The sequence below is a fragment of the Cognatitamlana onchidii genome (assembly GCF_004804355.1).
In the GTDB taxonomy this organism is placed as follows: domain Bacteria; phylum Bacteroidota; class Bacteroidia; order Flavobacteriales; family Flavobacteriaceae; genus Cognatitamlana; species Cognatitamlana onchidii.
The window spans coordinates 185,478-198,259 of the sequence record NZ_SRWZ01000002.1 but is presented as its reverse complement, the minus strand read 5'-3'; the positions used below and the strand labels follow the sequence as shown (position 1 = coordinate 198,259).

Annotated in this window: 9 protein-coding genes; 7 read left to right on the top strand and 2 right to left on the bottom strand. The window is 33.3% G+C overall.

Features of this window, described 5'->3' with window-relative positions:
- The first annotated feature begins 71 nt into the window (after positions 1-71).
- The 5 genes from E5D58_RS04640 (at position 72) to E5D58_RS04620 (ending at position 6,309) form a co-directional block, all read left to right on the top strand.
- The gene (locus E5D58_RS04640) at positions 72-1,460 is read left to right on the top strand and encodes a tetratricopeptide repeat protein (RefSeq protein WP_136480676.1); all 1,389 of its coding nucleotides are present in this window, start codon (positions 72-74) and stop codon (positions 1,458-1,460) included.
- A 53-nt stretch (positions 1,461-1,513) separates the two neighbouring features.
- Positions 1,514-2,476: a DUF368 domain-containing protein gene (locus E5D58_RS04635; protein ID WP_136480675.1), complete on the top strand. Its 963-nt coding sequence runs from the start codon at positions 1,514-1,516 to the stop codon at positions 2,474-2,476.
- Positions 2,476-3,492 (top strand): DUF368 domain-containing protein, encoded by a 1,017-nt coding sequence (locus tag E5D58_RS04630; RefSeq protein ID WP_136480674.1) that lies wholly within the window; start codon positions 2,476-2,478, stop codon positions 3,490-3,492. The genes E5D58_RS04635 and E5D58_RS04630 overlap by 1 nt, the downstream gene beginning before the upstream one ends.
- On the top strand, positions 3,489-4,229 hold the full coding sequence (locus E5D58_RS04625) for a shikimate dehydrogenase family protein (RefSeq protein WP_136480673.1): 741 nt from the start codon (positions 3,489-3,491) through the stop codon (positions 4,227-4,229). The genes E5D58_RS04630 and E5D58_RS04625 overlap by 4 nt, the downstream gene beginning before the upstream one ends.
- A 106-nt stretch (positions 4,230-4,335) precedes the next feature.
- Positions 4,336-6,309 carry a DUF349 domain-containing protein gene (locus E5D58_RS04620; RefSeq protein WP_136480672.1) on the top strand — a complete coding sequence of 658 codons (1,974 nt, stop codon included), beginning with the start codon at positions 4,336-4,338 and terminating at the stop codon, positions 6,307-6,309.
- A gap of 49 nt (positions 6,310-6,358) precedes the next feature.
- On the opposite strand, the gene mazG is transcribed toward E5D58_RS04620, so the two are convergent.
- Positions 6,359-7,135: a nucleoside triphosphate pyrophosphohydrolase gene (mazG, locus tag E5D58_RS04615; protein WP_136480671.1), complete on the bottom strand. Its 777-nt coding sequence runs from the start codon at positions 7,133-7,135 to the stop codon at positions 6,359-6,361.
- 466 nt (positions 7,136-7,601) lie between these two features.
- A complete protein-coding gene (locus tag E5D58_RS04610; protein ID WP_235835855.1) occupies positions 7,602-9,995 on the bottom strand; it encodes a mechanosensitive ion channel family protein in 2,394 nt (797 codons plus the stop codon).
- Between the two features lie 279 nt (positions 9,996-10,274).
- On the opposite strand from E5D58_RS04610, the gene E5D58_RS04605 reads away from it, so the two are divergent.
- Together E5D58_RS04605 and E5D58_RS04600 are read left to right on the top strand one after the other, a co-directional pair.
- A complete protein-coding gene (locus E5D58_RS04605; RefSeq protein ID WP_136480669.1) occupies positions 10,275-11,735 on the top strand; it encodes a circularly permuted type 2 ATP-grasp protein in 1,461 nt (486 codons plus the stop codon).
- Positions 11,736-11,741: 6 nt separating this feature from the next.
- On the top strand, positions 11,742-12,692 hold the full coding sequence (locus E5D58_RS04600) for an alpha-E domain-containing protein (protein WP_136480668.1): 951 nt from the start codon (positions 11,742-11,744) through the stop codon (positions 12,690-12,692).
- Positions 12,693-12,782 lie beyond the last annotated feature (90 nt).

Sequence of the window (12,782 nt, the reverse complement as noted above, 5' to 3'; positions counted from 1 at the left end):
TTTAAGTGAACTTACATTCTTAATCAATTAGAATCTTAAATTTATTCAAGTCGAATCTTACAAATGTGCTTATGGAGTTTAGTCATGATGACAACAAAAATTTGCCGCTTACCAAGTTTGAATCAATGTTAAAAACGAATCATGTTTTGTTCTTTGATTCCGAAGAATTTGAAAACATTATTCATCATTACCTCAACCAAGGAAAAATAGCCCTAGCAAAAAAGGCGATTAAATTAGGACTTGACCAGCACCCAACATCCATAAACTTAAAACTTTTTAAAGTAGAAATATTTGTTTTTGAAGACAAACTTCAGGAAGCCGATAACCTCCTGAATGAGCTGCATAGTTTAGACCCAATGAATGAGGAAATTTACATTCAAAAGGCCAATGTTTATTCTAAAAAAGACAACCACCCAAAAGCAATTGAAGTTCTTAAAAAAGCATTACAACTAACTGATGATGTTGTAGATTTATACTCTTTAATTGGTATGGAATATTTATTTCTAGACAATTTTGAAGAAGCAAAAGTTTATTTCATGAAATGCCTAGAAAGCGACTTAAATGATTATTCTGCACTATACAATATCATTTATTGCTTTGAGTTCTTAAATCAAAATGAAGATGCCATTTCTTACTTGAATATATATTTAGATAAAAACCCGTATTGTGAGGTTGCATGGCATCAATTAGGGAAACAATACTTTATTCTAAAAGACTATAAGAAAGCGTTAACATCTTTTGATTTTGCTGTGATTTCTGACGACACTTTTGTTGGCGCTTACCTTGAGCGAGGTAAAACCCTCGAAGCGCTTAAACGATACGAAGACGCCATAGAGAATTACACCATAACACTTAAACTTGATGATCCAACCTCTTATGCCTTACTAAGAATAGGCAGTTGTTATGAAAAATTAAATAACGATGAATTGGCCCTTCAGTATTTTGATAGAACTGTTCATGAAGATCCGTTATTAGACAAAGGATGGATTGCCATTACTAAATTTCATAACAAAAAAGGCGATTATCAAAAAGCACTCTATTATATAAACAAGGCTATTAATATCGATTCAGAAAACGTTATCTATTGGAAGCTTTATTCTCAAATAAACCATAGATTAGACCATTTTGAGGAGGCAGAACGTGGATACAAAAAGACTCTCGAATTAGGTAATTACGAATTAAATACGTGGTTATCAAGAGGCGATTTATTAATAAAACTGGGAGAACCAGAGGCAGCGATTTACAACTTTGAGCAAGCCATTGAATTTTATCCGGACAATGCAGAAATTGAATATCGCTTAGCTGGTCTATATCTGTATTTAAACGAAACAGATAAGGGTACCTTTTATCTTAAAAATGGGATAAAGCACAATCTTGATTATGCCTTTATTATAGAAGAATTGTTTCCTAAAGTTTCTAATAAAGTACTTGTAAAAAAACTTCTTAAAGCGCACCTTTAGTCTCTTTTAAATATTAAAAATGTATACCTTTGACTTTTGTCAAAATACTAACTATGCATCGAAGTTTAAAAGATTATATAATCGTTACATTTAAAGGGTTAGCCATGGGTGCAGCAGATGTTATACCTGGAGTTTCAGGAGGCACCATTGCCTTTATTTCGGGGATTTACGAAGAACTCATCCAGAGTATCGACAATCTTAGCTTAGAGGTTTTCAAGATTTGGAAAAAAACAGGGTTTAAGGCTGCATGGCAATCAATTAACGGGAACTTTCTTTTAGCCTTATTTTCAGGCATAGCAATAAGTATTTTATCGCTTGCAAAAATTATTAAATGGTTACTCGCAAACGAACCTATTTTATTATGGGCTTTCTTTTTTGGCTTAGTACTCTCCAGCATTCTCTTTATTGCAAAGCAAATTAAAAACTGGAATGTCACGACCCTTATAGCCATTATTATAACAAGCGTAGTCTCGTATTTAATAACGTTGGCAGAACCTTTTGCTTCACCAGACAGTTCAATTTACTTGCTTTTTTGCGGATTTACAGCAATTATAGCAATGATATTACCTGGTGTTTCAGGGGCCTTTATTTTACTTATTCTTGGCGCATATCAAACCGCCATTGAAACCGTTAACAATTTAGTGGAAGGAATTTTAAAGAGCAATTTCGAGCTATTTAAAGATGCATTTATCAACTTTTTATTACTAGCTATCGGCGCTGTTGTTGGTTTAAAAGTATTTTCTAAAATCCTGAACTGGATGTTTCAGCATAAAAAGAATATCACTCTAGCCATACTTACGGGATTTATGATAGGGTCACTTAATAAAATATGGCCTTGGAAAGAAACCTTAACCTGGCGTATTAATTCTCACAACGAAAAGGTACCGTTTCTAGAGGAAAGCATTTCTCCCTTTGCTTTTCAAGGGCACAATCAATTACTTTTTGCTCTAGGTTTAATGATTTTAGGTTTTTTAACTATTTTTATTTTAGAAAGACTAGGAGCAAAAAAACAATAATGCAAAGTACTCGAACATTTCGTGATAGGTTTTTCCTTGTTCTTAAAGGACTTGCCATGGGTGCTGCCAATAAAGTGCCAGGTGTATCAGGTGGTGTTGTTGCATTTGTTGCAGGTTTTTATGAGGAGTTTATCTATTCGTTAAAAAAAGTAAATAAAAAAGCTTTTGCATTATTAATTAATGGTCGATTTAAAAGCTTTTATAGATATATTAACGGTAGATTTCTAACCTTACTATTTTCAGGAACTGTTATTAGTTATTTTAGTGTTTCTAAGGTGCTTGACTATCTTATAAAACACTACGAACTTTATGTTTGGAGTGTTTTTTTTGGTATGATAATAGGCTCGATATACTATATATACAGAGAGTTTGATGATTGGCATTACAAAACTTACATCTCCCTTTTTATTGGAATTTTACTTGGAATTAGTATTAGTTTTTTAAATCCAGCAAAAGAAAACGACAATTTATGGTTTGTTTTTTTCTGTGGTATTATAAGTGTATCCGGGATGACGCTTCCAGGATTTTCAGGGTCCTTCATACTAATTTTATTGGGAAATTATGTGCTGTTGCTTGTAGATTCAGTAAATGCACTGTATGATACCATAGCAGATATATTCACTGGAGATTTTAGTTTTATTCGTAATAACGAAAGAATAGAAACACTCCAAATTCTTGCAATTTTTACATTGGGCTCATTGGCAGGTTTAGTTAGTTTTTCACATGTGTTAAGCTATATTTTAAAAAACTATAAAAGTATTACGCTTGCTGCCATAACAGGGTTCATAATAGGATCATTGGGAGTTGTATGGCCCTGGAAGAATACCTTATATAAATTAGATCCAAACGGCGATTATCTTCTAGATTCTAGAGGAGAAAAAATAATTGAAAATTACGAACGCTTCATCCCAGAATGGCATGGAGAAACATATCTTGCTATTGGTTATATTCTAGTTGGAATTGCCATAGTATTAGCGCTGATATGGTATGGACAAAAAACCACAACAAATAAATGAACAAATTAGGGCTTTTAGGTAAAAATATATCTTACTCATTCTCTCGATCTTATTTTAAAAATAAATTTGAAAAGGAACACATTGAAAATACATCTTATGAGAATTTTGATATTGAAAACATTGACCTGTTTCCTTCCATCATAGAAAATACTCAAGATTTAAAAGGACTTAACGTTACAATTCCGTACAAGCAAGAAGTCATGCCATTTCTCAATAAAATAAACAAAAAAGCCAAAGCCATTGGAGCGGTTAACACAATACGAATAACTAAAAAGGGGAAGCTTATTGGGTACAATACCGACTGCTATGGTTTTAAAAAGTCTATTGAACCCTATATAAAAAGCCATCATAAAAAAGCTCTTATTCTAGGCACTGGAGGTGCTAGTAAAGCCATTGCATATACCTTCGAAGAAATGGGCATAACTTATGCCTATGTATCTAGGAAGCTCTCAAATAATGTCGATTTCTCGTATGAAAGCCTTTCCGAACAGGATATTAGAAACCATCAACTCATTATTAACTGCACACCATTAGGCACTTTTCCTAATGTTGGTGATTGTCCAGACATCCCTTATCAAGGTATAACTGAAAATCATATTTTATTTGATTTAATATATAATCCACAAGAAACCAAGTTTTTAAAACTAGGAAAGGAAAACCATGCTATCACGATTAACGGCCTTAAAATGTTAGAGCTACAAGCCGAAAAAGCATGGTCCATTTGGGATTTAAAATAAAACTTCAAGTATATTAGTTAAAACCGCTTGTAGCTCTTTGTTTATACTGTTCTTGTTAGTATCTTTAAAGTCAAAAGAAATTTGACGAACCTTAACATTTTTTAAAATGTCTGATACAAATACCACAAATCAACTAGAAGGAGCCGACAACAAGAATTCTGAAAAGAATTCAGCAGAAGTCAATCAAAATGATACGTCAAAACCTAATATGGGTAGTGACAAAACAGAGGTTCAAGAAGAAGCTGTAGAAGAACAGGTAGAAAACTCAGAAATTATAGAAGCACAGGACGAGGTTATAAATGAAATAGAAGAATCGAATGCCGAAGATGCCGAAGATGAAGGCAATAAAGACCGGCATAAAATTGAGGTAAAGGACTATGACACCATGTCTCTAGAAGCCTTAGCTATTGAATTAGAAAGACTGCTTAGAACAGAGAAAATTCAGGCCATTCGCTCTCATGTTAATAGTATTAATGCTGAATTTAAATTGAAATTTCAAGCCTTAATTGATGAAAAAAAAGAAGATTTTATCAATAGTGGTGGAAACGAAATAGATTTTTATTATTCTTCCCCTGTTCAAAAAAGATATAAAGAAGCTTACAGAAACTACCGTGCTAAACTAAACGAGCATTATCAAAGTTTAGAGAAAAATCTAAAACAAAATTTAGCCGATAAATTAGCCATTATAGAAGAATTAAAGGGCTTAATAAATGTTGAAGAAAATATAAACACCACATACAAACATTTTAAGGAACTTCAAGAACGCTGGAGAAACACAGGTCCTATTCCGCGGGACAAATACAACAATGCATGGAATAGCTATCATCATCATGTAGAGTTATTCTACGATTTTCTGCATTTAAATAGGGATTTACGTGATTTAGATTTTAAACACAATCTTGAAAAAAAGCTTATGATTATTGAAAGAGCTGAAGAGCTTGCCAAAGACGATAATGTTATGCGTGCCTTTAGAGAGCTTCAAGAATTGCATAAAATGTGGAAAGAAGAACTTGGTCCTGTAGGAAAAGAACATAGAGAAGAAATTTGGGAGCGTTTCAAAGCGGCAACCAAGATTATCAATGATAAACGCCATATTTATTTCCAAGAAATTGATAAAGTATATGAAAAGAACTTAGAGAAAAAGGAGGAAATTATAGCCAATATTGAGGCTATAGGGGCCCAAGAAAGTGGTTCTCATGGCTCTTGGCAAAAAAAGATAAAACAAATTGAGGCGCTAAGAGAGGATTTTTTTAATGCGGGTAAAGTTCCTATTAAAGTAAATGAAGCAACTTGGGCTAAGTTTAAAGATGCCGTTAGAACTTTTAATAGAAAGAAAAACGCGTTTTACAAAGGTTTAAAAAAAGAACAATACAAAAACCTTCAGCTTAAATTGGAACTAATCGAAATTGCCGAAGCCAACAAGGATAGTGACGATTTTGAATCTGTAACCCCATTGATGAAAAAAATACAGAGCGATTGGAAAAAAATTGGGCATGTGCCTCGAAAAGATAGCGATAAAATATGGAAACAATTTAAAGCAGCTTGTAACCACTATTTTGATAGAATTCACGCCAAAAGAAATGCAGCTACCCAGGAACAAGTGGAAGCTTACAACAAAAAAAATGACTTACTAAATGCCTTAAAGGAACTGAAATTACCTAAAGACAAGGAAGAAGGTGTTAAACTGGTTAAAGAAAAAATTAAAGATTGGCATACCTTTGGGCGCGTACCAAGCGACAAACGCTATATTGACAGTAAATTCCAGAAAACTATCGATAGCCTACTTAGCGCTCTAAAACTTGATAAAGCCGAGGTCGAAATGATTAAGTACGCGAATAAACTTGATGTTCTAAATAATTCTGATAGTAGTAAGAATTTAGACAATGAACGTACTTTTATTCGAAAGAAAATTGATGAAGTAAAAGGACAGATTAACCAATTGGAAAACAACTTGCAGTTTTTTACCAATGTAGAAGACAATAATCCTTTGGTTAAGGAGGTGCATCAAAACATAAAAAAGCACAAGGCCGACTTAGAGATATGGAAAACTAAATTGCAAAAAATAAAGGAGTTATACTAACTCCTTTATTTTGCAGTTCAAATATTAAATTTTAGAGCTAGTTTTTAGATTAAGGTATGTGTTTCGCTTCTTCCCAAAACGCATCCATTTCGGCCAAGGTCATATCCTTTAGGGGTTTATTCAAGCTTTTAGCCTTTTCTTCGAGATACTGGAAACGTTTCGAAAACTTCTTGTTAGTCCGCTCCAAAGCGTTTTCAGGGTTAATATCTAAGAATCGGGCATAATTTACCATAGAAAAAAGCACATCACCAAACTCGCTCTCAATACGGCCTTTATTCCCCAATTCAATTTCATCATTAAGCTCGTTTAACTCTTCCTGTACTTTCTCCCATACCTGCTCTGGTTGTTCCCAGTCAAACCCAACACCAGCAACTTTTTCCTGAATTCTATTGGCCTTTACTAAAGCTGGTAAACTTTTAGGCACGCCCTCTAAGACGCTAGTTTTACCTTCCTTAAGTTTCAAATTTTCCCAGTTGCGCTTTACATCTTCTTCATTATTCACCTTAATATCTCCATAAATATGTGGGTGCCTATTGATAAGTTTTTCACATATTTCGTTACACACATCGGCGATATCAAAATTCTTAGTCTCACTACCAATTTTAGAATAGAACACAATGTGTAACAACACATCGCCTAACTCCTTTTTTACCTCGTCTAAATCATCATCTAAAATAGCATCACCCAACTCATATGTTTCCTCTATAGTAAGATGACGTAGCGTTTCCATAGTTTGCTTTTTATCCCAAGGGCATTGGGCTCGAAGTTCGTCCATTATGGTTAACAACCTATCAAAAGCTTTAAGTTGATCTTGTCTGGAATTCATGTATTATGTTTTGTGTAAAAATACGATTTTGGTTTACTTGATTGGAATAGGTTTTTTAAACAAAAAACCTCTCATCAATTTCTCTTGTTTAGCGAAGATCGATTTGTTTTTTTGATAATTAAAGATAACATCACATTTTTTATATTTATCAGTAAAACATGTCTTTTTTCTCGTAAAAATAGTTTTAAACATCACTAAACAAACGAGACAAAACTAACTGCTGTAAAATATTTTCCAGAGAAATCTTTTAACAACTCATAAACCTTGGGATAAAGAGTTTACAACTTTATCAATAGTACCAGTATATTCTATACTTTAATACTTAGCAGCTACTCTAGGTTGTCTTGTTTATAGATGTTATATCAATAATTAGATGAAATTTACCACATTCCGTTATGCCCAGCTAATTAACTATATTTATTAATGGGACACACGTTATAAAAAACACAGCTAATTAGCGAGTCCGTCAGCCCTGTTTTCGTTCTTCCGATATAACTCGTCTTACTGGAGCAGGAGCATCAATACCCTCTTCTTTGAGCTTTTTAAATATTTCTAACGCAATATCATTATCGGTATTCAGGGTATCCGAAAATGTGGTCCAGTACATTAAAGAAAAACTCAGATTACCATCAGGGTCATAACCATGAAAATAAGTTGTTGGCTCTGGATATGCACTTGTATTAGGCTGATCTTTTGCTATTTTATTAAACAACTCAATAACTCGTTCTGGGTCGGCATTAGCAGACGTTTTCATTGCCACATTACTTCTTCTATTTCTATTAGACAATGTCCAATTAACGACTTTCTTCGAGATTAAATCACCATTAGGAATGATAACTTCTGCACCAGAATATGCCCGGATATTGCTAGAACGTACCCCAATATTGGTAACAACCCCCATTTCCATATCCACCTCAATAGTGTCTCCAATATTCACTGGGCGCTCAAAAGCAAGAATCAACCCCGAAACGAAATTAAGAACCACATTTTGTAAGCCAAAACCAATACCAACACCAAGAGCACCAATAATAAACCCAAGCTTGCTCAAATCTACTCCTGCCGCGGTAAATCCTGCATAAAGCCCAATAGCGATCACCACTATTCTTAAAACCAGTGAGACAGCCGGAGCAAGCCCTCTAGGCAAGACATTCACCATCCATTCATCTTGAAAAATCGCTGCTGCTAGTTTTGACAGAATCAAGGCCATGACGAATATTCCCCCAAAAGCCAGCATGCCTCCTAAGGAAATAGTCATTTCTCCAATTTGCCATTCTACTGCTATAATTTCGTAATATCTATTTAGAATATAATCGTACAATTCAAACCCCTTAAGTGTAAACACCATCCAAACAAGAAAACCGATGAGATTAAACAATGGTCTTATTCTTCGGTGAGTTGCATTTACTAACGACGACAAAGTCTGGATGCTAGTGTTAGTTCTAAACTTAAAAACTAGAATTACAAGACTTATAAAGACTTTTGTTGATAGGTACACGACAAATGCAAAAACAACAGAAATCAGTACGGCCCTTGTTAAGTAATTTGATAAAGCAAACATGCCTATTATATTAGCAATGACAGCGATTATAAGCAATGCCATAAACAAGATAGAAATCATGTTGAAAGGCCGAATAATTTGCGAAAAATTCTTAGGATGCTCTTTAACAGTTTTTCGTCCAATGTACAAAGACGTTACCAGTAATAAACTAATAAACATGGCCAAATTTCTTAAGAGATAAGCTTTAGAACCAATAAATGCCTCAAATACATTAATAATATAAACAATAAACAATAACCATAAAAAGGTGCTAATTCTTTTATTCGTCAATTTTGGTAATAACAAAACGGTAGTTAGTAAAATTACTAGTATATGAAATTCGGCATAAGCTGGAACCATGGAATCATAAAAGAAAGCCGATATTAACATCCCTGCCGATAAGGTTGTAAGGATGGGATTAACAAGAATGGTTTTAGCTTGAATTTCTACAGGGTTTTTTAATGACAAAATTTCCTCTTTATTCCATTTTTTATTGGCTGTAAGAAGAAAAACCCATAATAAAACAAGGAAGACTATTTGGAGTATAGCCGTTTTCATATTTAAACGGAAAAACTCTACAAACTGGTTCTTGTTTCGTTTTACCCCACTTACTAACAACTGATATGAAGATGGTGTTTGAAAGGCTAAACTATCACTAAGTGCCATCATATCAGCCTGTTTCCAAATCGGCTTTTCATCAAAAACAAAATAATCTTTGCGTCTTTGATTCTCGGCAACCTCAATATTTGAGATTTCCTGATCAATAACCAAGATTAATTCTGTGATTTTTTTTTGAACTTTAAATACATCATCAAGTCTCAAATGTGCAGCCTTTAAGACTTCTCGCAAAGAAGAAATAGCCCGGTTCAAACTTTCCTGCATATCTTCAGATTCACTCCTGTTTGCAAGTTCCTTTTTAGTGAGTTCCCACTTGTTTAAATCTGAAAACACTTGGTTTACAATTTTGCTTATCTCTTCAGAGCGATCCTTAATGGCATTTTGATGTTCATCTAAAACCGTTTTATAATTAGACCACTCTACTTTTCTTACTTTTAGATCTCGCAACGTGATGTCATCTCGTTTAAATAAAACCGTATCTACTAGTTTAAGAATATGAGGCTTTTTCAAGGTTATAATTGAGTCTATTTCAAAAACTCGTGTATTATCATCTAAAGCACTTTTAAGTTTGAGTAACTCCTGACCTAGTTTCTCGGACTCTTCTGAAATATCACCAAGCTCGATAAATTTCTGAGCCACAGATACACTATCAACCACCACAGCAGGTTCTTGTGCGCGCATACCAAAAGACACAAATAAAAGCATCAATACAAAACAAGTTATTCTAAACATTGAAGGAGTCATAAACACTAGGATTAAAACCACCAATATACTCAATAATTTGCTTTAAGTTTCTAGCACTTTAATGGATTGTACAGAAACTTAGTTTCGTACAAACAGATTAAATATTGATGATTTACAATTCAACAATAAAACCCATAAAATATTATAGCATCCCTATAATATAGATGTATTTTTATTGAATTACGATAGATTAACATTGTATTTATTGATAATTTTATAACTGATTATTACGTTATTTTTATGGATAAAAAGACTCCCTTATTTTCTTCGTATTCTTTTAATAATAACTTTCTAGATGAAGTTTTCGATTCTAAAGGCTCCATAAGAGAAGTTTACAAAACTTTATTTGATCTGTATGAAGAACATAGCACGGCAGATTTTGAAGCTTTAAATGAATATGCAAAGAATTCCTTTTTTAATCAAGGTATTACGTTTCAGGTTTATGGAAATAATGAAACCAAAGAGAAAATTTTTCCTTTTGATTTGTTTCCCAGAATTATTGATCATAAAGAATGGGATCATATAGAACAGGGTGTTTTGCAACGGAGCAAAGCGCTTAATTTGTTTTTGGAAGATTTATATCACGATCAACACATCATTAAAGAGGGCATAGTACCCGAAACACTCATTGAATCGTCTGTCAACTATTTGAAAGAGATGAAGGGCTTCAACCCTCCTGGAGGCATTTATAATCATATTTCAGGAACAGATTTAATAAAACATGCTGATGGCAATTATTATGTTTTAGAGGATAATATTAGATGTCCATCTGGGGTGAGCTATGTTATATGCAATAGAACAGCATTAAAACGTGCTTTATTCGGTGTTTTCGACAAATATCAAATTCATACGGTTAATGACTACTCTCAAAACCTTCTTGAAATATTAGAAACTGTAAAACCAAAAGGTGTCGATAAACCCAATTGCGTAGTGCTTACGCCAGGTGTGTTTAATTCTGCATATTATGAGCACTCTTATTTAGCAAAAGGTATGGGTGTTGAACTGGTTGAAGGTAGAGATCTTTTTGTTGAGGACTGTTTTGTTTATATGAAGACCATCAATGGCCCTAAAAAAGTGGATGTGATTTACAGAAGAATTGACGACGCATTTATTGACCCCGAAGTTTTTAATCCTGATTCTGTTTTAGGTGTTCCTGGTTTATTTAAAGCTTATAAAGCAGGTAATGTATGTCTTGCCAATGCACCTGGTACTGGTGTAGCAGATGACAAGGCTATTTACACCTACATGCCAGCAATAATAAAGTATTATTTAAATGAAGACCCTATACTTAAGAATGTACACACCTATCATTGCAGTAGAAAAGAAGATTTAGAATATGTACTAAATAACATTCATAATCTGGTAATAAAACCTGTTGATGAAGCTGGGGGCTATGGTATTCATATAGGAAACAAATTATCTAAAAAAGAAATAGAGAACGTTAAAGCCATTATTCTAAAAACACCCAGAAAGTATATTGCCCAACCCATAATGTCACTTTCAGTACATTCTACCTATATAGAATCTGAGAAATCTTTTGAGCCTAGGCATGTAGATTTACGAACATTTACCTTGCTAGGAAAAGACAAGAGCTATGTTTTAAAAAGCGGTTTAACTAGAGTAGCTTTAAAACGAGGAAATTTAGTTGTGAACTCATCACAGGGAGGCGGATCAAAAGATACGTGGGTATTAAAAAAATAGAAGTTTATGTTAGCTAGAGTAGCCAATAATTTATTTTGGATGAGCAGATATATAGAACGCTCAGAGCATGTTGCACGATATTTACGAGTTAATTATTTCTCTTCATTAGATGCTCCTAATGAGCTGTCGCAATCTAGGCAGTTTGTTTTAAGGTCCCTACTTTTTATGGTAGGCGAACCCGTAAAAGAAGGTACTCATGTTAAAGAAACGGATGTATTATACAATATCTGCCTAAATCCTAAAAAGACCTATTCGATAATAAATTGTGTAAAATTAGCTCGTGAGAATGCTAATAGTTCTCGTGATTTATTATCTACAGAATTGTATGAGGCCACAAATAAATTTTATCATTTTGTTCTAAACTATTCCTCAGATTATCTAGTAACAAAGGGTTTATATGACTTTGCTACAAATATTATAGAGTTTACAGCAATATTAAAAGCAAAGATTAGAAGTACCTTGCTTTATGATGAAGTTTATTCCATTATTAACTTAGGGCTAAGCATGGAAAGAGCAACACAAGTTATTAGAATAATTAATTCAAAATATAACGATATACAAATCATAGAGCTTAAAAAAGAAGCAGGTGCCCTGGTGGCACCCACCTTAGAGTGGGATACATTATTACGTTGTGTAGAGTCTTATGATATGATGAGAAGATTTACAAAATCAAGTCCAAACAGCATTAACACTCTAGACTTTTTAATATTAAATCATCAATGTCCAAAATCTGTTATCAATAGCCTGTCAGATGTATCGCACCATGTGCATAATTTATCAGATGACACTAAACCCCAAAAAGGGTCTACGGCATTTTTAGTAAATAAAATATACGCTGAATATCAATATAAATACATTGAAGAAATTGAAGTTGACTTTAGAACGTTTATAGAAACTATTCTTAATAAATTAGTTGAAATCAGTAAAAAAATGGAAGAAGAATTTTTCTATCATTAGAGATTAGTATTTATGAGGGCTTTAATTAATAAAAGTTTGATTTCACAGCTTTTTTGATTAATTTAAAAACATGGATAAAGCACGGATGCA